We start from the raw sequence: 20498 nt of genomic DNA, 5'->3' as shown, positions 1-20498 counted from the left end.
CTCCCGACGGCGTTGGGAAACGGGACGCGTCGGCAGGTGGTGCCGGCTGCACCGAGCCGCGATCATCAGGTGCATGACGTGGCTTCGCGGCTACGAACGCTCGTGGCTCCGCCAGGATCTGTTCGCGGGGGCTTCCCTCGTGGGTCTGCTCATACCTGCGGGGATGGCGTATGCGCAGGTCGCGGGGCTGCCCCCGGTGGCGGGACTGTATGCCACGGTGGTGCCACTTCTCGTCTATGCGGTCGTGGGGCCGTCCCGTTTGCTCATCCTCGGTCCCGATTCGGCGCTCGCGCCGATGATCGCGGCGGCGGTGCTTCCCGTCGCGTCCGCCGGCAGCCAGCATGCTCTCGCTCTGGCCGGGCTGCTCGCGGTCTTCGTGGGCATCGCACTGCTGCTGGGCGCGCTCCTGCGCTTCGGGACGCTCACCGGGCTCCTATCGGGACCTATACGCCTCGGGTATCTCGCCGGCATCGGACTAACGATCATTGCGAGCCAGCTGCCTATGATCCTGGGCGTCGAGGTCTCGGGCAACATGCCCTGGGAAAAGCTTGCCTCGCTTGCCAACGCCGTCGTCGTCCATGGAGTGGACCGGGTGCCGTTCGCCTTCGGGCTCGGTTCGCTCGCCGTCATCCTGGCGTCCCGCGTGCTTCACTCGCGGATTCCCGGTGCTTTCGTGGCCGTGATCGGCTCTGTCTTCGTCGTCTGGGCCAGTGGCCTCTCAGGGCGCGTTCCGGTGGCGGGGGCACTCCCCCGCGGTCTGCCTGCGCCGGAGTTCGGCGGGCTGTCTCTACAAGATGCCGCGCTGCTCGCGGCACCCGCGCTGGGCATCGCGCTTATCGTCTTCGTGGACACCGGAGTACTCGCTCAGAGTCTCGCGGGTCGTGAGGGCCGCCGAGTGTCGGGATCGCGCGAACTGTCTGCGCTCGGCGCCGCGAATCTCGCCGCCGGCCTGCTCGGCGGCTTCCCTATCTCGGCGAGCTCCTCCCGTACGCCCGTGGCCATCGAGGCCGGGGGCCGCACGCAGCTGACGGGCGTCACGGCCGCGGTCCTCGTCTTCGCGTTCCTGGCGCTGGTGCCGGGAGTCACCGCGTTCCTGCCCACCGCGACGCTCGCGACCGTCGTCGTCGTTGCGGCGACGACGCTCGCCAGCCCCGGCGCGATCGCAAGGCTCTGGCGCATGAGCCGCGGCGAATCGATGCTGATGCTCGCGGCGTTCGCTGGGGTCACGACGATCGGCGTGCTCCAGGGAATCGTCGTTGCTGTGGGTCTGTCACTTCTCGAATTCGTGCGGCGCGCATGGGGACCATACCGGGCAGAGCTCGGAGACCTCCCGGTCGTTCCCGGCTACCACGACATCTCCCGCCATCCGGAGGCGCAGCGCGTGCCCGGGCTCATCCTGGCGCGATTCGACGCGCCCCTGTTCTTCGCAAACGGGCCCGTGTTCTCGGCATTCATTCGGGATCTCGTGGAGAGAGCAGACCGGCCCGTCACCCATGTGGTCGTCGCGGCAGAGCCCGTCACCGGCCTGGACACCACAGCTCTCGACGAGCTGATCCTCCTCGACGACTGGCTGGCCGCGCGCGGCATCGAACTCGTGTTCGCCGAGCTGAAGGGCCCAGTCAAGGATCGGCTGCTCCGGTTCGCGCCACCGGAGCGGTTCGGGCCCCACCACTTCTACCCGACGGTCAGCGCGGCCGTGCGCGCGCTTCGTTCGGACAGTTCAGCGTGAGGGCGTTGCCTCAGCCAGCCGAACGCACGAAAGCGGCCGCTGGCGCCGCCAACGACTCGGCAATCTCGTGCGGGGTCCGCTTGACCCCTTTCACTCCGAAGGAATGATCGGCACCGTCCTGCCAGGCAAGGGTCGCGGTGGGCAACCGGCCCACGACGGACTCGAGCAGCTCAGGCAGGGCCAGCGTGTCGCGCGTGCCTTGAAGGAAGAGCATGGGAAGCGTGAGCCCGTAGAGGTGCTCGTCGCGGAGCTTCTCGGGCTTGCCGGCGGGATGCAGCGGGTACCCGAGGAAGATCAGTCCCGCGACGTCCATGGCGCCCTCGGCGACGGCCATCGATGCCATCCGGCCGCCGAAGGATTTGCCGGCGGCCCAGATCGGCGTCCCGTCCGACCGCCGTCGCGCCTCGTCAACAGCAGCAGACCAGACTGGGAGCGCTTTCGGTGCGCGGTCGGGAAGGCGCCGGCCTGCATCCATGTACGCGAAATTGAACCGAAGCGTCGAGAGGCCCTCGGCAGCGAGTCCGTCGCAGAAGCCCACCATGAAGGGATGGTCCATCCCGGCGCCGGCGCCGTGCGCCACGACCACCATCGCGTCCGCTCCGTCGACGAGCGTCACGACGCCGGAGACGTCCCCTTCTGGCGCCGGGATGGAGATGCGTTCGCTGCGTCCGCTCATGGTCCTATCCTGCAGGAGCCTGGGCGCAGATTCTGTTTCTGGCGCAGACTCTCCGCTCAGGAACCCGCAGCGGCCACTCCGAGCGCCGCCGTGAAGTCGGAGGCGCGGGAGGTGATGGACGCCCACTCCCCCGCCTGGACGGCCGCCGGCGGAACTACCGAGGTGCCGCAGCACACCGCGAGCGCCCCGGCGTCAAGGTAGGACCGCGCGTTGGAGGCGTCGATCCCGCCCGACGGGAGCAGCTTGACCCCGGGATACGGTCCGTGGAGATCCTTGAGGAACATGGGGCCAACCTGACGGGCCGGGAAGATCTTGACGATCTCCGAACCGAGATCGAGAGCTTGAGCGACCTCGGACGGAGTCATCGCACCGAGGCTGATCGGAACTCCGGCCTCGGTCGCGACCGCAGCGACCTCGGGGCGGATCCCCGGCGTCACGAGGAACTGGGCGCCGGCGTCGATGGCCGCGCGGGCCTGGTCTGCCGTGAGGACCGTGCCCACGCCGATGGCGGCTCCGTGCTGGCTGGCGGTGTTCACCGCCCGGCGAATGTGAGTGAGCACATCCGGGGTGGTGAAGGTCAGCTCGAGAGCGCGGATGCCCCCCGCGGCGAGGGCGGCTGCAAGCTCGGCGGCGTCCGGGATCGAGGGCGCGCGGACGACGGCGAGTGTCCGGTCCGCGGCGAGCAGGGCGAGGAGTTCTTCCTGAGTCACGTGCATCTTCCCTTCGAATCCCTCATCAGGGGCTCCGTTGCATATTTTGCAACGCGCGTTGCAAGTTTTCGCCTTCCTGTTTAGCATTGCCGGGAAAGCGCCGTCAACAGGAGTGGAGTTCCGATGCCGACTGCCGTATGCGTGGGCGAGACCATGGCCGTGCTGAGCCCCGAACCGGGTCAGCCGCTCGAGGCGGCGAACGTGCTCAACGTCGGCATCGGCGGCGCGGAGTCGAATGTTGCCATCGGTTTCGCGGCGATGGGACTCGACTCGCACTGGGTGAGCCGCGTGGGCCGCGACGGTTTCGGGACTCGCATCCTCGCCGAGCTCGGTCAGCGAGGCGTGGACGTCTCGGCAGTCGAGACGGACGAGGCCCATCCGACGGGCCTCTACGTCAAGATCCCCCGCACAGCCCAGTCCGCAGCTTCGGTCCTCTACTACCGCCGCGGCTCGGCCGCCTCTGCCATGGGACCGCAGCTCCTGGACCGCCCCGACGTCGCCAATCTGCTCGACCGGGCATCGCTCATCCACCTCAGCGGCATCACGGCCGCGCTCTCGGACGACTGCCTCGCCTTCCTGCAGGCTGTGCTCTCGCGGCCCCGCCACGGCGCGCGGGTGAGTTTCGACGTCAACTGGCGCCCGTCGCTCTGGGCTGGGCGCGACCCAGGCATCCTCCGGGAACTCGCAAATCAAACTGACATCGTGCTTGTGGGCCGCGACGAGGCGGAGCTTGCGCTGGGAACGGGCGACGACGCCGCCATCCGCGCGCTGCTGCCCGACCCCGAGGTGGTGGTCATCAAGAATGAGTCGACGAGCGCCATCGCCCTCACGAAGGATGGACAGCGCTGGGAGGTGCCTTCCCTCACGGTCGACGTCGTCGAGCCCGTGGGCGCGGGCGATTCCTTCGCAGCAGGCTACTTGAGCGGGGTCCTCCTTGGTCTGGATCAGAGGGCGAGCCTGCGCAGGGGTCATGTGGCCGCGGCCTGCACGCTCGTCGTCGCCGGAGACCACGGGCCGCTTCCTTCGGCCCCTGTTCTCGAGCGGATCCTCGGCTGCACGGATGACGAGTGGTCGGCGACCTCGGCCTCCCGAGCTGGCTTCGCCATCGCCGGCCAGGCAATCGGGGTCGAGGCAGTCCGGCCATGAGTCAAAGTCTTCTGCGGGCCCTCGACCTCCTCGGCGAGCTCGCGGCAGGCCCTGCGACCCTCGATGAGCTCGCCTCACGGGCCACCGTCCACAAGACAACCGTGATGCGGCTGCTCCACGACCTCGAGGAGAAGCGCTTCGTGGTGCGGGACGAGCAGCAGCGGTACCGCCTGGGCCGGAAGCTCTTCGAGCTCTCCTCGCTTGCCCTCGAGCAGCGGGATCTCCGCGCGCTCGCCCGCCCGCACCTCCAGCGGCTGAACGAGGCCACTGGCCACACTGTGCACCTCGCTGCGTTCGAGGGGCCTGAGGTCACCTACATCGACAAGCTCGAATCCCGCCATCCCGTGAGGATGTACTCACGGATCGGGCTGACGGCGGCACTCCACGCAGCCGCCGTCGCGAAGGTCCTGCTCGCGGACCTGCCCCGAGAACGGCGCGAGGCCATTGCAGCCTCTCTTGAGTACACGCAGTTCACGGCCAGAACTCTCACCGATTCTGCTGCACTCCTGGCCGAACTCGAAGACGTCGCACGCCAGGGCTGGGCCCTCGACGCCTCGGAGCACGAAGAATTCGTCCACTGCATTGCGGCACCTATCCGCGACGAAACGGGCCGCGTCGTCGCAGCGGCTTCATGCTCAGTTCCCGTCGTCCTCCTGGACCGGGCTGGGCTGTTGGGCCTCCTCCCGGAGCTCATTTCCTGCACCCACGCGATCTCCGAAGCGCTGGGCTGGGTGCGGGCCGACACAAAAGTCGGCTGAGCTAATAAGGGAAATGTGACCGAACTTTCGGAAAGCATGTGGTTGGATATGTCCAACGGCTGAAATCCGCGGAATTCCCGCCGCCTGCCTTGTGGCTCGGCACCGACGGATGGCAGCAAAGGTGGGGAGGAGTATTGCCGTCATGACCAATGCACGTCGGTTCAGAGCCGCGTCGGTGACCGCTTCGGCCGCGGCGCTGACAGCTGCCATCGCTGCGCCCGCCGTGGCCAGTGGCGACCTCTACACAGTCCGGGCCGGCGACACCCTCAGCGGAATCTCGGCACGAACCGGAGTCCCTCTCAATACCCTCTTCCAGCTCAACGGCCTCGGCTGGAGCTCGATCATCTACCCGGGGCAGCAAATCCGCCTCTCCGACACCGGAGCGGCTCCGGCCTCGCCTTCCCCGGCCCAGTCCGCGCCCGCCGTGACCTACACGGTCAAAAGCGGTGACACGCTCTGGGGCATCTCACAGCAGACCGGCGTTCCGCTGAGGGATCTCTTCCGGCTCAACGCGCTGGGATCGACCTCGACCATCTATCCCGGGCAGCGGATTGTCCTGCGCGAGTCGGCCACCACCACGGCGCCGGCTCCGGCGGTGGCTTCGGGCCCGCCTTCCGGCGCTGTCGCTCCCGCCCGCGGAAATGCTCAAGCGGCCACGGCGCCACAGCCGGCCTGGTCCTCGTCGATGTGGGATGACGCGGCTGCCCGGCGGAAGACCCTGTGGGGCATTTCCGAGAAGACCGGAATCCCGCTCGAGACGCTCATGAAGGGCGGCGCCTCCGCTCCCGCCACCGAGACCGTCGCCCAGGTCCAGGCGATCGTCCGCCAAGTCGCGGCGAGCATGGGAGTTCCCACCAACCTGGCTCTTGCGATCGCAGAGCAGGAGTCGGGATTCCGGCAGAACGTCACGTCTTCGGCAGGTGCCATTGGCGTAATGCAGATCATGCCTGCGAACGCCGGGTGGGTTTCGAGCCTCGCCGGCCGCACGCTGGACCTCCGCAATACGACAGACAACGTCACGGCCGGCGTCGCCATGCTGCGGTGGCTCCTGCAGAATGCCGCGAGCCAGGACATTGCCATCGCGGGATACTACCAGGGGCTCTACGGCGTGCAGGCATACGGCATGTACCCGGACACGAAGGCCTACGTGGCTCAGGTCAAGGCCAGGATGGCGAAGTTCTCCTGACCTTTCGGCGCACGGACATGGCGACTCGCCCGCGACCCCTGGTGATCCTCGGCAGCATCAACCTCGATCTCATCGCGACTGCCGAGCGCCTGCCGCAGCCCGGTGAGACGGTGGGCGGTGGGGTCCTGACCCGCCAGCCCGGAGGAAAAGGGGCGAATCAGGCCGCGGCGGCCGCTCGGCTCGACGGGAGCTCACGACTCGTCGGCGCGGTGGGCGACGACGAGCCGGCACGCGAGATGCTCGCCGCCTTGACGGCGATAGGAGTCGGCACGGTCGACGTCGCCATTCGCGAGGAACCCACGGGCACGGCGCTGATCCTCGTTGATGCATTCGGTGAGAACGAAATTGTCGTCTGCCCCGGCGCCAATTCGCACGTCACGCTCGACGGGATTCATCTGGATCACGACGATCTGCTGCTCTGCCAACTCGAGGTGGGTGTCGACGTCGTGCTCGCTGCCTCCCGCCGACACCCTGGGTTCCTTGCCCTGAATGCGACCCCCGCGCAGCCATTACCTCAGGAATTGGTGACGCGATGCGACCTCGTGATCGTCAATGAGACGGAATATGCCAGCATGCCAGAACTCGCCCATGCGCGCCTGGTGGCCGTGACCTTCGGCGCGGAAGGCTCGGCAATTTTCGAGCAGGGAAAACTGGTGGCTCGGGTGCCCGGCGAGAAGGTCGACGTCGTCAATACCATCGGCGCAGGAGACGCATTCTGCGCGGCTCTTGTGCTCGCCTTGCGCGCGAGGATGAGCTACCCCGACGCCCTCGCTGTGGCGAATCGGGTCGGCGCGCACGCCGTCACTCAGGCCGCCTCCCAACCCGTGCTCTCGCCGCTATCGCACTATCTGACGGGCTCCGTCGGATCCTAGGCGGCAGGATGAAGAGTGGCCGAAAGCAGTCTGTCGAAGATCCGCATTGGTGAGTGAAGCGCAGGGAATCACTTTCTCACGCCACGCGAAGCCATAGATCCCCGCTCGAATTTCCCACACGCCATTCTCGTCGGTATCGGCAAGTCCCTTCTCCGGTCCTGCCAGACACCGCCACGTGTACCACTGCGAAGAAATGTAGACGTGCCGATCCCTCCAGAGCGGACATGGCAAAGGTGTCAGTCATAAGACCAGTGTGTATACCGCCTCGGCGGCCTTGATTCTGCGCGTCGGCCTCTTGCCAGACAGTGCGCAGATAACGGGAGCCTCGCCCTCCGGAATGACATTGGTTATACATGTCGAAAAGTTCGAGATGAGCAGTTGACGAACCGTCGGTGGACCACGTTACGGTGGTGGAGCGCACCACCGCCCGCTGGGGGCCGGTTGTGCGCCGGCGCGCCCGGGAATCAACGGGCAGAGCACCGGGCGCGCCGCCAGCCTCAAATTCTATCCGCGCCAAAGAGGGCTCGGAAATAGGGGTCAAGGCCGCCGAGGCCGAGACAGGCCAATCTGCAATGAGGAGCAGGCGTGACCGTGCAGGAAAGCCGTACTCTTTCCCTCTTCAATGGCAAGTTCGATGATTCATTTGCAGACGGAAATGCAGTCCACATCTACAGGCTCGAGGCGATGTGATCGTGGCTGATACCCCATGGGTGCTCCACGTCGACCTCGATCAGTTCATCGCGGCGGTCGAAGTGCTCCGGCGGCCCGAGCTCGCCGGGAAGCCGATCATTGTGGGCGGCCGCGGCGACCCGAACGAGCGGGCAGTGGTCTCGACCGCGTCCTACGAGGCCAGAGCGTTCGGAGTGGGCTCAGGAATGCCGTTGCGCATCGCCGCTCGGAAAGTGCCTGACGCCGTGATCCTTCCCGTGGATCACGAGGCGTACTTGGAGGCCTCCGAAAGGGTGATGGCCACCCTCCGTGCGCAGCCCGCGGCTACCGTCCAAGTGCTCGGCTGGGACGAAGCCTTTGTGGGCATCGAAACAGCAGACCCGGAAGCCTACGCGCGCGCGGTGCAGGCGGCTGTCTTCGAGAGAACCCAGCTGCACTGCAGCGTGGGCATTGGTGACACCCTCGTCCGAGCCAAGGTAGCAACCGGCTTCGGAAAGCCGGCGGGCGTCTTCCGTCTCACCGCGGCGAACTGGCTGGACGTCATGGGCGGCCGGCCAACGAAGGAACTGTGGGGCGTCGGAGCCAAAGTGTCCGGACGCCTCTCCAAGCTCGGAATTGCCACGGTCGCAGAGCTCGCGGCTGCCGATCCCCAGGATCTGATCCCAGAGTTCGGTCCCAGAATGGGTCCTTGGTATGCGCAGCTCGGACGCGGAGAGGGGGCAAACGTTGTCGACGACACTCCGTGGGTCGCCCGCGGGCACAGCCGGGAGACCACGTTCCAGCGAGACCTGACAGGGGCCGCACAGGTGCACGAAGCCCTCAGGGAGCTGACGTCCCGTGTTCTCGAGGACATTGCGGCCGAAGGCCGGCCGGTCATCGGGCTGACTCTCAAGGTGCGCTATGCCCCGTTCTCCACCAAGACCTATGCGCGGAAGATTCCCGCGACGTCCGATGGGAACGAAATCCTCACCCGCGTGTTGGAGCTCGCATCGGGAATTGAAGCGGGCCACCCCATCCGACTTTTGGGCCTGAGGGCCGAAATGCCCATGCCCGATGATGCCCGAAAAGGACACACTCCCACGCGCAGCGGCTGGTGAGGTCAGCTGTCGCTAGCCCTCGCGGCCGGCCGTTTGGACTTTGGCAGCTTGGCGACAACAAGCGCATAGGACCCGTCGATCGCGTCCCGGATCTCGTCGTCGGGTATCGCCCCGCCCATCCGCAGCGTGTTCCAGCCTGAGCGCCCCAGGTAGGCCATCTTCACCGCATCGTCGGGATACTGAAACAGCCACTCGTCGGCCTCTTCGCGACCCACCCCACACTTCACGCCCACCGACGAAACGCCCGTGAACGCGAAGATGCGGTCGCCAACCTTGGCAACGACGTCCCCTTCCCAAGGCTCATCGAGCCACGCGCCCGGCTTCGCCAGACAATACGACTTCAGCTCTTCGGGCGTCATGCCTCCGAGGCTATCCGAGCCTGTCCCTTCCCGGGAGGCACGAACCAGGCTACGAGTGCCGCGCGGGCCGGTTGCTGAGCAGCCCGTGAATCTCCCAGCCCTCCCAAGGTCGCTCAATGCTGGGAAGCTGCAGCTCAGAGGGGCGGGCGAGGAGGTGCCGCACCCGGCCTGAGGCTGTGCACCAGGCAACCCTCCCCCTGTCGTCACTTCTGCTGACGAGGTACCCGTGGACCTCTCCATGCTGGGTGATGGCGATGACCCGGCAGGGAAGCCCGGCATCTTCCCAGAGCGCCCAGGCATTCATCGTGTGCCTCCAGGCGGACGAATCCAGGCAAGGCAACCTTCCGCCATGTCGAGTCCTCCCCCACAACGATCGAACCCGCATCCTGGAACCGAGAGGTCCGGAGCGTGCGAGCCCAATGTATCCATCGCCACGAGAGGACGGGAAAGGCCTTTGGTCCCGTTCCGCAAGGGCAGGGGCCGCAAGGGCAGGGGTCTGGGCCCACAGGCCGAGACCCCTGCCTTGGTTGTTGCGCTAGTGAGATAGCCGCATCCGGTGCTGGGTGTCGATGGCGGGCTTGATGGCCGCCGCAGTAACGACTGCCGCGATGATCCCTGTGATCCACGACGTCCACGCTGCGCCAGTGAGGTCGTAGTACGCGCCGACCCACGGGGAGATGAACAGCAGGACCCCGAGCGCGCACTGAACATACTCAAGCCACGGTGTGCCCGGCAGGGATAGGTTCAGCACGCCCGCGACGATCAGCAGGATGCCGAAAACAAGCATGAGGGCCATCGACGCGCCAGTCTGCTTGGTCCAGATGACCGACAGCGCGGCGTACAGACCGCAGATCCCCGCGACGTAGTCCTCCCATCGTGTCCACTTCTTCATTTCATTCCCTCCTCACATTCCTCCCTCGCGTTCTCAGGGAGGAAGTCAGTTGCATGCCCGTTCTCAGGCGTTGATCTCCTTCTTCGTCGCCGGAGCCTGAACCTCGATCTTCCGCGGCTTGGCCTGCTCGGCCACGGGCACGTGCAGGGTCAGGACACCGTCCTCGTAGTTCGCCTGGATCTTCTCGGTGTCCAGGGCGTCGCCCAGGATCAGTTCCCGGGTGAAGGCCCCCTGCGCCCGCTCGTCCGCGACCACCTCGGCCTGCTCCGGCCGGTGGGTGCGGCGCTCGGCCCGAACGGTCAGGACGTTGCGCTCGACTCCGACGTCGATCGTCTCCGGCTCAACCCCGGGCAGATCGAACTCCACGACGAATTCGCCGTCCTGCCGCCACGCCTCCAACGGCATCGCTGACGGGAGGGCGGTATTCCCCAGCACCTGCCGGGTCAGCCGGTCGAGCTCCCCGAAGGGATCTGTTCGCATCAGCATCACTGGAACCTCCTTTTCAAGAGACCCTCTGCAATACCTACGTGCTGTCCGCTCACTAAATCTACTCTTACGGACATAGATATTGTGATCGAGAGAGGCAACAAATGCAAGGTGTCCCTTCAGACTCTTTTCGGCGAAGCGAGCTCAGGCGATACGGTGTGAGGACCCTGCCACTCTCGACTCCTTGGGCACTGGCCGGTCGCCGGTCTTCCGCAGCGTCAGCATCACCAGGCCAGCCGCAAGCAGGCACGCGGCGAGGAAGACCGACGCGGCAAGGAAGCTCCCGTTGGTGACGTCTTGGAGGAAGCCACCCACGTACGGTCCGACAAAGCCGCCGAGGTTGCCAACGGCGTTGATGAGCCCCATGGCACTTCCCGCGACCATCACCGGCATAGCCCGTGAAGCGGAGGCCCAGAAAGGCCCGTCGTACGCGAGTGCTCCAGCCATCGCAATGCTGATGAACGCCACAGCGAGGATCGGCATGGCGCTTCCGGTGGCCACCGAGATGACGAGCGCTACGGCACCGATCGCCATGGACAGAAGAACGTGGGTCGAGTAGCGCCCGGACCTGTCTGCTCCCTTGGCGTTGTACCAGAGGGCGACCATGGCGAGTACGTACGGGATTGCCGTCACGAATCCGACCTCGAGTGCGGAGCCGGACGTGATCGTCTTGACCACCTTCGGCAGCCAGATATTCAGCCCGTAGAAGCCGATCTGGATCAGGAAATACACCAGGGTGAGACGCCAGACCGCGCTGTTCGAGAAGACGTGCTTGATGCTGACGTGCTCGTGGACTGGGGCGGCAGCCTGGTCTGCGGCCAGGCCCTCTTCGATGAAGGCGCGCTCCTCAGGGGAGCACCACTTGGCATCGCGCGGACGGTCGGAGATCAACAGCCACCAAATGGGCGCAGCAATCACGAACGGGAAGAGGCCCTCGATGATGAACAGCCAGCGCCAATCGGAGAAGGAGAGAATCCAACCCGAGAGGGGGGCCGTGATGATCGATGCGATCGCGATATTCATCATCCAGAAGGCGTAAGCACGAGCGCGTTCGGCAGCCGGGAACCAGTGGCTGATAAGAACCAGGATCGCGGGCCAGATGCCGGCTTCCGCCACCCCGAGCAGGAAGCGGACGACGAGCAGCTGGCCAAAGTTCTGGACGAATCCAGTAGCCACCGCCAGGAGACCCCAGACAAGAACCATGATCCCGACGAACTTCTTCGCGCTCCAGCGTTCGGCCAGATGACCGCCCGGGATCTGCAGAGTCAGGTAGCCAATGAAGAAGATCCCCGCGGCGAGACCCTGCTGCGCAGCGTCAATGCCGAGGTCCTTCTGGAGACCGCCCAAGGCGAACCCGATGTTGGTCCGGTCCATGAACGAGATGATGTAGACGATGATGGCCACCGGGATCAAGCGCGTCCAACGCTTCCTCCCGACGGCTTCGCGGACGACTCCGGCCACGGCAGTCCTCCTACTTTCCTTCTCCAAAAATTTCTTTGATTCGGTGCTTCGGGTGAGTGGGTCAGCTCATGCAGGTTCCCTCCCGGGCACCTCCTAAGGGCGCCGCTAAAATCCATGGTTGCGCAATGGTTGCGTCTACGCAATAGGCCTGAACTTAAGCTCATTGCGCTCACGCAAGAGTCTTGTGAGCGTGCCAGATCCGCAGTAGGTCCGCTTGGGTAGCGTCAATGAACGCGGCGTGAACAGTTGGGAAACGGCGCCTCTGGGCCTGCTACCGGCGGGTAACTTGGAGTGCTGTGATGATCTCCCGCCGAAACTTCCTCTCGGGAGCGACGCTCGCCGCGGCAGGCGCCGCCGTCGTGCCGGGCGCCGCCCCCCAGCCCGCTGCCCACAGCGCTGCGCCCCCTCCTCTCCCTGACCCCGCCGCCTCGGGAATCGACCACATCGTCGTCGTGATGATGGAGAACCGCTCCTTCGATCACTTCCTAGGGTGGTTGCCGGCAGCCAATGGGAAGCAGAGCGGGCTGACCTACGTCGACCGCTACGGGGTTCCGCACGGAACCCATCACCTCACCGACTACCAGGGCTGCAGCCATCCCGATCCAGACCACTCCTATGAAGGCGGCCGGATCGAGTTCAACAACGGCAAGTGCGACGGCTGGTTGCGGGCAGGCGAGAACGACGACTTCGCCGTCGGCTACTACACACAGGACGACCTGGCCTTCTTTGCGCAGGCCGCTCCCGCGTGGACCGTGTGCGACAACTACTTCGCCGCCGTCATGGCCGAGACGTACCCGAACCGCTTCTACCAGCACGCCGCGCAGACCGATCGGATCCACAACTCGACTGCGACCGCCACGATGCCCACCATCTGGGACAGCCTCGCCTCCGCAGGCCTCACCGGGAAGTACTACTACTCCGACGTTCCCTTCCTCGCCCTCTGGGGCACCAAGTACCTGCCGATCTCGTCGCCGTACTCGCAGTTCCTCAGCGACTGCGCCGCAGGTGCGCTTCCGTCGGTGAGCTTCGTTGACCCCCGCTTCACAGACGAGTCCTCGGGCACCTCCGGTGACGACCATCCGCACGCGGATGTCCGCTCGGGCGAACTCTTCCTCAACGAGGTCTACGCGGCGATCACGCAGTCGCCGGCTTGGCCGAGGACCCTCCTGGTGGTGAACTTTGACGAGTGGGGCGGCTTCTACGACCATGTCGCCCCAGGCACCGCACCCGATGTGAGCACGACGACGGCGCTGCGCGGCTTCCGCGTCCCGGCACTCGTCATCTCGCCCTACGCTCGCCGGGGCACCATCGCGAGCGGGCTGTACGACCACGCCTCCGTCCTCAAGGCCATTGAGTGGCGATGGGGCCTTCCGGCCCTCACCCCGCGCGACGCGAACGCGCGGAACCTCGCCGAAGTCCTCGACTTCTCGAGCGGCCCCAACCTCTCTGCGCCGACGTTCACCGTGCCGCCTTTCGTGGCTGGCCCGGCCTGCACGCCGCTCCCGGGCGGGGACCCGGAGGACGAGTGGCACCCGCTCAAGAACAAGGCGATCGCCGAAGGATGGAGACTCACGTGACCAGAAGCCAGCTCCTCGCCGTCGTGCGTCGCCGGCCCGCCGCCGTCGTTCTCTCGGCTGTTGCCGTTGTCGCACTCGTGGCGGCTGCGCTGCTGCGCGGGAGCTTCGGCCAAGCCACCGCCGCGGACCAGACGCCGCAGTACCTGCCGCCGAGCGCGCATGTGTTCGTCATCAACCTCGAGAACAAGGGCTACGACGAGACCTGGGGACCCGGCTCCCAGGCGCCCTACCTGTCTCAGACGCTCCGCGGGCAGGGCGTCCTGCTCAACTCGTACTACGGAATCGGGCACAACTCGCTCGCCAACTACATCGCAGAGGTCTCGGGCCAGGGCCCCAACGACCAGACTCAGGCCGACTGCCAGATCTATAGTCCCTTCGCGCAGACCGGGACGACTTCGCCCGGCCAGGCCGTGGGCAGCGGGTGCGTGTACCCCTCGAACGTGCCTACCCTGGCCGACCAGCTCACCACCGCAGGGAAGAGCTGGAAGGGCTACATGGAGGACATGGGGAGGGCGTGCCGCCACCCGCAGCTCGGCGCCGCTGACGATACCCAGAAGGCACGCGTCGGGGACCAGTATGCGGCGCGGCACAATCCCTTCGTCTATTTCTCGAGCATCACCGGCTCGCCCTCGTGCGCAGCGGACGACGTCGACCTGGCCGCCCTCCCGAACGACCTCACCTCAGTCTCCACGACCCCGAGCGTCTCCTTCATCACGCCGAACCTGTGCCACGATGGGCACGATTCGCCGTGCGTCGACGGCGAGCCGGGAGGACTGGTCTCCGCCGACTCGTGGCTCAAGCAGTGGGTGCCGACGATCATGGGATCGCCAGCGTTCAAACAGGACGGCGTGCTGGTGATCACCTTCGACGAATCCGACGGCCCCCAGTCAGACGCCAGCGCGTGCTGTGGTGAGGGCCCGGGGCCCAATGCGCCTCTCCCGGGGATCACGGGACTGGGAGGCGGCCGCGTCGGGGCACTCGTGCTCTCTCCGTTCACGGCCGCCGGCACGTGGTCCACTACCCCGTACAACCACTACAGTCTCCTGGCCAGCATCGAGGACCTCTTCCACCTGCCATACCTCGGATATGCGGGGACACCCGGGCTCAACCGCTTTGGCCTGGACGTCTTCAACAAGAGCCTCTGAGGTGTTCGTCAGGGGCTCCCGTTGGCAGCAAGCGGGTCATTTGATACTGCCTTGGGCGAGACCAGCAATGATGTGCCGCTGGAGGAACAGGAATATGACGATGATCGGGAGGATGGTCACGACCGAGACGGCCAGGATCTGATTGAACGGTATGGCCTGCTGGCTGGCGAACCGAGCGATGGCCACCGGCAGTGTCTGGACGGACTCGTCTTGGGCGACGATGAGCGGCCAGAGGAAGTCGTTCCAGCGCCAGATCACGGAGAAGATCGCGACGACCGCCAATGCTGGGCGGCTGAGCGGAAGGATGATCCGCAGGAAGATCTTGAACTCCCCCGCGCCGTCGATGCGCGCGGCCTCGATCATCTCGTCCGGCAAGCTCAGCATGTACTGACGCAGGAGGAACACTCCCGTCGGCGTCGCGGCCGGCGGGATGATCAGCCCCCAGAGCGAGTTGACCATCCCGAACGAGGCAATGACCTGGTAGACGGGCAGAAGGATCACCTGAAGCGGGATCATGATCGTCGACAGGGTGATGAGGAAAAGCACCGTACGGCCACGGAAGTTGTACTTGGACAGGGCGTAGGCTGCCATCGAATTGATGATGAGGGTGAGCACGGTCGCGGACACCGTGACGATGATGCTGTTCGTGAGGAAGTGCACGAAGTCGAACGCCTGCAACCCGCTCGTGTAGTTGTCCGCTGTCGGGTGGTTGGGCCAGAGAGTGGGCGGAGTCTGAGCTAGCTCCGCTTGGGTTTTGAAGGAGGACATGGCCGCCCACAAGACCGGGGTGACGACGAGGATGGCTCCGGCGATGAGCAGGGTCGCGCGGACGACGGCGCCGGTGCTGGGTGCGCTGCCACCTGTCGACGTCCATTTGGGCTGCTGGGGGTTGGCCGAACCGGACCGCTGGGCCAGGGTCGACGGGGTTTGTGCACTCATATCGACTCACTCCGTCGGCCGATGGCGTAGTTGATGAAGGTCACGGCAAAGACCACGACGAAGAGGATTACCGCGGCAGCGCTGGCGAGACCGTACTGGATGGGATAGCTGAAGGCATTCTCGTAGATGTACTGGATGATCAGCGTCGTGGCCCCGACGGGTCCGCCGCCGGTCAGGGTGTACACGAAGTCGAAGGCTTGGAAGCCTGCGATGGTGGCCAAGATGATGACCACCATGAGCGTCGGGCGCAGGAGAGGAAGGGTGATGAGACGCACCGACTGCCACACGCTCGCGCCGTCCATTCTGGCCGCCTCATACAGCGAGGTATCGATGGCCTGCAGGCCTGAGATCAGGATCACGGCGTAGAAGCCGAGGTGGATCCATGTCCCCACGAGGATGACCGATATGAGGGAGAGGCTGGAGTCCACCAGCCATCCCGGTGAGCCGAGGCCGATTGCGGACAGGACCTGATTGACGAGGCCCGTGGTGCGATCGAGGGCAGCCTTCCAAATGATGCCCACGACGACCGGTGAGATGAGGACCGGCAGGAAGTAGGCGGCGCTGAGGGCCCCTCGCCCGCGCCGCTGGCTATTGAGCATGAGGGCGAGGGCTGTGCCGAGCACCGTGGAGAGCACAACGAATCCAAGCGTGAAGAGAACGGTGTGCTGCACCACGCCCCAGAACTGGGAGTCGCTGAGGATGTTGGTGTAGTTGCCAGTCCCAACGGGGCGGTACGTCCTTCCGTTGCTGCTGTCGTAGAAGCTCAGGTTGAAGCCGTTGAACGCGGGCCAGATGGTGAAGACCCCGAAGATCAACATGTTGGGCAGGACGAAAAGGTAGGGCGCAAGGTTCTTGCCCCTCATCCACCCCCGGAACCCGCGAGCCCGGGCGGGGGCCATGACGCTCATGAGCCTGCCGCCTTGATGGCCTTGTCAATAGCGGCGGAGATGTTCTCGACGGCGGTCCGAACGTCCTGCTGGCCCGCAACGACCTTGTCCGTCTCGCTGATCAGTGCGGTCGCCGAGGCCGTGAAGGCAGGGCTGTTCGCATCCGTCCAGGTGTCGGACGGGGTCTCGTTGATCTGCGAGAGGAAGCTGCTCATGTCGCTTTGGCGATTGGCGTACGTGACCCCGGAGTCGGTCAGGTCTTTGCGCGTGGGAAGCCAATACGCGGTCTTGTCGACCTCGCGCTGGTTCTCAGATCGATTCATCCACTGGACGAACGCAGCGGCGAGGGCCGGGTTCTTGCTGTCCTTGAAGGCGATCATGAACTTGCCGCCAGGGAAGCCGCCGCAGCGCTCCTGGCAGGGGTTCGGGGCGGCCGCCCAGTTGAACGTGGCGCTCTTGGCAAATGCGCCCACCTGCCAAGGCCCCGACAGGTACACGGGAACCTGCCCGGCCAGGAAGATCTCGTTGGCGCCCGTGTACTTGCTGCCCGAACCCAGCCAGAAGTCCTTCGGGGAGACGTTGCTTTTCACGAGGTCGGTGAAGAAGGTGAGGGCCTTGGCCGCCTTGTCCTTGTCGAGGGCGTTCTTGCCGTCGGGTCCGATCATCACGGTGCCGAACTGGCTCAAGATCGTGCTCAGCCGATTGCCCGACTTGTCGATGGCGAATGCGTACGGCATGTTGTTGGCGGCGGCCACCTTCTTGGCGTCGGCGACCAGCTCGTCCCAGGTCCATTTGGCGGGCACAGGAACACCCGCCTTCTTGAACGCATCGACGTTGATCATCGGCCCGTTGATCGTGACGTCGCTCGGCACGGCGAGCATGCGTCCCGTGCTGTCCATGGCCGTGGCGGCCGCTCCGGAAGCGAACTCGGACGGAAAGCCGCTGCCGAAGTACTGCTTGAAGTCGACTTCCTTGTCGGCGTACGGGTGCCAGTCGGTAACGCGCGCGACTTCGGGGGCGTTGCCCGCGGAAAGCCGCGCTTGAAGCGAGGTCGCCAAGTTGGCGAACGCCACGATCTGCAAGTTCACCTTCGCGCCGGTCGCCGCTTCGAACTTGGCGATCATGTCCTTCGTTGCCTGCTCATCGGGCCCGTCTGTGAAGTACACGTACGTCAGCGTCTGACCCTTGAAGCTGTTGAAGTCGACGCTCGCCGGTGCACTCGGCCCGGCGTCCGACTGCGGTGAGCCAGGCGCGCACGCACTCAGGCTCGTCGCGAGAACCACCGCGCAAAGAGCGGCGATCTTGGTACGAAGTCTCATGGGGTTCACCTCTCTGGGGATGGCCTGCTGCGTTCCGTGAGCGCCTGAGGCCTTATGACCTGTGTCACAAGACGCCAGCTTAGTGACCGATCACTTTTTGGTCAATCGCCTCGTACTGCCCGAAATCACTGCCCCTTGACTAAGTGCGAGCGATGGTTGAAGTATTTGAAGTGACCGATCACCTTTAACCTTCGTCGGCTCGTCAATGGGAGCAGCCCAAGAGTGGGCGCGACCCGATGCACGCCCGAACCAATCCGTCTACAGAGGGAACCGCAGATGCTCAGAGTAGGAATCATTGGTGCCGGCGGGATCTCCAACGCCCATATCGGCGCCTATCTGGCCTTCAGCGAAGAATGCGAGATCGTCGCCGTTGCCGACACTGCGCCCGGGAAGGCCGCCTCCAAGCTGGAGTTACACGGGATCCTGGGGGCCCGGGCCTACGAGGACCCGCACCAGATGCTGGCCGCGGAGCGACTAGACCTGGTGAGCATCACCACGCCGCCGTCCAGCCACGCCTCCCTCACCGTCGCCTTTCTGCGCGGAGGGGTGAACGTGATCGTCGAGAAGCCGATGGCTCCCTCGCTGGAAGAATGCGATGCCATGATCGCCGCCCAGCGCGAATCGGGCAAGATCCTCTCCGTAGTTGCGCAGAACCGGTTCCGAGACGACATGGCAACCCTCAAGGAGGCTGTTGACTCGGGCTTGATCGGCTCGGTTTCGCACCTCCGTATTGACTCAGCATGGTGGCGAGGACTGGCCTACTACGATCTGTGGTGGCGCGGCACCTGGGAGTCGGAGGGCGGCGGCTGTACGCTCAACCACGCTATCCACCACATCGACCTCGCCCTCTGGCTCATGGGGCGGCCGACCGAGGTGACCGCCATGCTCGCCAATGCGCAACACGACAATGCCGAGGTCGAAGACCTCTCAGTCGCAGTGCTGCGCTATGGCCGCGGACTTGCCCAGCTCACAAGCTCGGTCGTGCACCACGGCGAGGAGCAGGAAATCGTCATCCAGGGCCAGTTCGCCAGGATCTCGCAGCCCTGGCGGGTGACCGCAGAACTGTCTCAGCCCAACGGCTTCCCGATTCCCGGCGGCAACACAGCGCTGATCGATGAGCTCAACGCCCTCGCCGACGCACACGTCCCTTTGCCCCACCAGGGACACGAGGGTCAGATCGGGGACGTCATCGCGGCGATTCGTGAGCACCGCGAGCCGGCGATTGATGGCACGGATGGCCGCAACGCCGTCGAAGTCGTGACGGCCATCTACAAGGCTGGCATCGAGCGGGAAGTCGTAGAGCTTCCTCTTGACCCCGAGGACCCTTACTACCGGTCCGGAACTCTCGTCCAGCGCGCCCCTCACTTCTACGAGAAACGGGCATCCGTCGGCGAGCAGTCCGGCGAAATCATCGTAGGCGCCTCCACTCCCACATCCAATGACTGAAGCTTCGAAAGGACTGCTGATGCCTGCATCGGAAGGCGCCAACTACGCCCCCGCCCCTATGCCGCGGCCGGTCGTCGGCCCCGGCGAATTCATCTTCGCCGCCGCCCATCTCGACCATGGCCACATCTACGCAATGAGCGAAGGCCTGATCGGCGCGGGTGCCACGCTCAAGTGGGTCTACGACTCGGACCCGGCGAAGGCCGAGGCCTTCCAGACCCGGTTCCCACAGGCCCAGATCGCCGACAGCGAGGCAGAGATCCTCGCCGACCCCGAGGTGCGGCTGGTTGCTGGGGCGGCCGTTGCCTCAGAGCGGGCGGACCTCGGATTGCGGGTCATCGCGGCGGGCAAGGACTACTTCACGGACAAGGCGCCTCTGACCACACTCGCACAGCTGGAGGCCGTCAGGGAGGCGACCGCCCGCACTGGGCTCAAATACGCCGTGTACTACTCGGAGCGAATTCATGTGGAAGCCGCTGTGTTCGCCGGGCAGCTTATTGAGCAAGGCGCGATCGGCAAGGTCGTCCAAGTCATCTGCCTTGGCCCCCATCGAATCGGTGACCCTAACACGCGTCCAAGCTGGTTCTTCGACAGAGACAAATTCGGCGGAATCCTCTGCGACATCGGCAGCCACAACTTCGAGCAGATGCTCTACTTCGCGGGCGCAAAGGACGCGGAGGTGGTCAGCGCATCCGTCGCCAACCACGCCCATCAGGAATACCCCACATTCGAGGACTTCGGCGACGCCCACATCGTGATGGACAACGGCGCAACCGGATTCGCCCGGGTTGACTGGTTCACCCCCGCGGGCCTTAGCACCTGGGGCGACGGACGGACAATCATCCTCGGCACCGAGGGCTACATCGAGCTGCGCAAGTACGTGAACATCGCCACCGGCGAGGGAGGAGGCCATGTCTTCCTCGTCAACGACGACGGCGAGCATCACATCGACGCAACGGGACAAGTGGGCTACCCCTTCTTCGGAGCCCTCATCCGCGACTGCCTCGACCGCACCGAGACCGCGATGACCCAAGAGCACGCACTCAAGGCGGCCGAACTGAGCGTCAAAGCTCAACTTGCCGCCCGGGATCTAACTCCGAGAATTGGAAACCGACCGATTAGCGTTACGTAAGGAGAGGGCAGGAGA

At 65.4% G+C, this 20498-nt stretch carries 20 protein-coding genes; 10 read left to right on the top strand and 10 right to left on the bottom strand.

Annotation, left to right across the window (positions count from 1 at the left end):
• Window positions 1–73 precede the first annotated feature (73 nt).
• Window positions 74–1729 carry a SulP family inorganic anion transporter gene (locus E5679_RS01990; RefSeq protein ID WP_138413399.1) on the top strand — a complete coding sequence of 552 codons (1656 nt, stop codon included), beginning with the start codon at window positions 74–76 and terminating at the stop codon, window positions 1727–1729.
• A gap of 10 nt (window positions 1730–1739) precedes the next feature.
• On the opposite strand, the gene E5679_RS01985 is transcribed toward E5679_RS01990, so the two are convergent.
• Window positions 1740–2405 (bottom strand): alpha/beta hydrolase family protein, encoded by a 666-nt coding sequence (locus E5679_RS01985; RefSeq protein WP_138413398.1) that lies wholly within the window; start codon window positions 2403–2405, stop codon window positions 1740–1742.
• 56 nt (window positions 2406–2461) lie between these two features.
• On the bottom strand, window positions 2462–3115 hold the full coding sequence (locus E5679_RS01980) for a bifunctional 4-hydroxy-2-oxoglutarate aldolase/2-dehydro-3-deoxy-phosphogluconate aldolase (RefSeq protein ID WP_138413397.1): 654 nt from the start codon (window positions 3113–3115) through the stop codon (window positions 2462–2464).
• A 123-nt stretch (window positions 3116–3238) separates the two neighbouring features.
• Here E5679_RS01980 and E5679_RS01975 point away from each other — a divergent pair, with 123 nt between their 5' ends.
• The 4 genes from E5679_RS01975 to E5679_RS01960 all read left to right on the top strand — a co-directional run bounded on the left by E5679_RS01975 (window position 3239) and on the right by E5679_RS01960 (window position 7077).
• A complete protein-coding gene (locus E5679_RS01975; RefSeq protein WP_138413396.1) occupies window positions 3239–4261 on the top strand; it encodes a sugar kinase in 1023 nt (340 codons plus the stop codon).
• Window positions 4258–5019, top strand: a complete 762-nt coding sequence (locus E5679_RS01970; RefSeq protein ID WP_138413395.1) for an IclR family transcriptional regulator — start codon at window positions 4258–4260, stop codon at window positions 5017–5019. The genes E5679_RS01975 and E5679_RS01970 overlap by 4 nt, the downstream gene beginning before the upstream one ends.
• A gap of 142 nt (window positions 5020–5161) precedes the next feature.
• Entirely contained in the window at window positions 5162–6205 is a 1044-nt protein-coding gene (locus E5679_RS01965) for a lytic transglycosylase (RefSeq protein WP_171042207.1), read from the top strand.
• A 17-nt stretch (window positions 6206–6222) separates the two neighbouring features.
• A complete protein-coding gene (locus tag E5679_RS01960; protein ID WP_138413393.1) occupies window positions 6223–7077 on the top strand; it encodes a ribokinase in 855 nt (284 codons plus the stop codon).
• On the opposite strand, the gene E5679_RS01955 is transcribed toward E5679_RS01960, so the two are convergent.
• Window positions 7042–7308 (bottom strand): MoaF C-terminal domain-containing protein, encoded by a 267-nt coding sequence (locus tag E5679_RS01955; RefSeq protein WP_249335881.1) that lies wholly within the window; start codon window positions 7306–7308, stop codon window positions 7042–7044. The genes E5679_RS01960 and E5679_RS01955 overlap by 36 nt on opposite strands.
• 461 nt (window positions 7309–7769) lie before the next feature.
• Between E5679_RS01955 and E5679_RS01950 the strand changes: the two genes are divergently transcribed.
• Window positions 7770–8843 carry a DNA polymerase IV gene (locus E5679_RS01950; protein ID WP_476712887.1) on the top strand — a complete coding sequence of 358 codons (1074 nt, stop codon included), beginning with the start codon at window positions 7770–7772 and terminating at the stop codon, window positions 8841–8843.
• Window positions 8844–8845: 2 nt separating this feature from the next.
• Here E5679_RS01950 and E5679_RS01945 read toward each other — a convergent pair whose 3' ends face one another.
• From E5679_RS01945 to E5679_RS01930, 4 genes are all read right to left on the bottom strand, one after another.
• Window positions 8846–9202, bottom strand: a complete 357-nt coding sequence (locus tag E5679_RS01945; protein ID WP_138413392.1) for an MmcQ/YjbR family DNA-binding protein — start codon at window positions 9200–9202, stop codon at window positions 8846–8848.
• A 535-nt stretch (window positions 9203–9737) separates the two neighbouring features.
• Window positions 9738–10094 (bottom strand): SPW repeat protein, encoded by a 357-nt coding sequence (locus E5679_RS01940; RefSeq protein ID WP_138413391.1) that lies wholly within the window; start codon window positions 10092–10094, stop codon window positions 9738–9740.
• Between the two features lie 63 nt (window positions 10095–10157).
• Window positions 10158–10580: an Hsp20/alpha crystallin family protein gene (locus tag E5679_RS01935; RefSeq protein ID WP_138413390.1), complete on the bottom strand. Its 423-nt coding sequence runs from the start codon at window positions 10578–10580 to the stop codon at window positions 10158–10160.
• Between the two features lie 144 nt (window positions 10581–10724).
• Entirely contained in the window at window positions 10725–12041 is a 1317-nt protein-coding gene (locus E5679_RS01930; RefSeq protein ID WP_138413389.1) for an MFS transporter, read from the bottom strand.
• Window positions 12042–12340: 299 nt separating this feature from the next.
• Between E5679_RS01930 and E5679_RS01925 the strand changes: the two genes are divergently transcribed.
• Both E5679_RS01925 and E5679_RS01920 read left to right on the top strand, forming a co-directional pair.
• On the top strand, window positions 12341–13618 hold the full coding sequence (locus E5679_RS01925; RefSeq protein WP_138413388.1) for an alkaline phosphatase family protein: 1278 nt from the start codon (window positions 12341–12343) through the stop codon (window positions 13616–13618).
• On the top strand, window positions 13615–14763 hold the full coding sequence (locus E5679_RS01920) for an alkaline phosphatase family protein (RefSeq protein ID WP_249335880.1): 1149 nt from the start codon (window positions 13615–13617) through the stop codon (window positions 14761–14763). Before E5679_RS01925 ends, E5679_RS01920 begins: the two co-directional genes overlap by 4 nt.
• Window positions 14764–14799: 36 nt before the next feature.
• Here the strand turns inward: E5679_RS01920 and E5679_RS01915 are convergent, their stop codons facing one another.
• From E5679_RS01915 to E5679_RS01905, 3 genes are read right to left on the bottom strand one after another with little or no spacing between them, the layout of a single operon-like run.
• A complete protein-coding gene (locus E5679_RS01915; protein ID WP_138413386.1) occupies window positions 14800–15702 on the bottom strand; it encodes a carbohydrate ABC transporter permease in 903 nt (300 codons plus the stop codon).
• The gene (locus E5679_RS01910) at window positions 15699–16610 is read right to left on the bottom strand and encodes a carbohydrate ABC transporter permease (RefSeq protein ID WP_138413385.1); all 912 of its coding nucleotides are present in this window, start codon (window positions 16608–16610) and stop codon (window positions 15699–15701) included. The genes E5679_RS01915 and E5679_RS01910 overlap by 4 nt, the downstream gene beginning before the upstream one ends.
• The gene (locus tag E5679_RS01905) at window positions 16607–17908 is read right to left on the bottom strand and encodes an ABC transporter substrate-binding protein (protein ID WP_138413384.1); all 1302 of its coding nucleotides are present in this window, start codon (window positions 17906–17908) and stop codon (window positions 16607–16609) included. Before E5679_RS01905 ends, E5679_RS01910 begins: the two co-directional genes overlap by 4 nt.
• 276 nt (window positions 17909–18184) lie before the next feature.
• Here E5679_RS01905 and E5679_RS01900 point away from each other — a divergent pair, with 276 nt between their 5' ends.
• Complete coding sequence (locus E5679_RS01900) at window positions 18185–19354, top strand: Gfo/Idh/MocA family protein (RefSeq protein WP_138413383.1); 1170 nt, start codon at window positions 18185–18187, stop codon at window positions 19352–19354.
• 19 nt (window positions 19355–19373) lie between these two features.
• Window positions 19374–20483 (top strand): Gfo/Idh/MocA family protein, encoded by a 1110-nt coding sequence (locus E5679_RS01895; protein WP_138413382.1) that lies wholly within the window; start codon window positions 19374–19376, stop codon window positions 20481–20483.
• Window positions 20484–20498 lie beyond the last annotated feature (15 nt).

The sequence above is a fragment of the Sinomonas gamaensis genome, from assembly GCF_005876955.1.
GTDB lineage: Bacteria > Actinomycetota > Actinomycetes > Actinomycetales > Micrococcaceae > Sinomonas > Sinomonas gamaensis.
The sequence above is the reverse complement of the archived record's forward strand: the minus strand, read 5'-3'. Positions and strand labels throughout refer to the sequence as shown.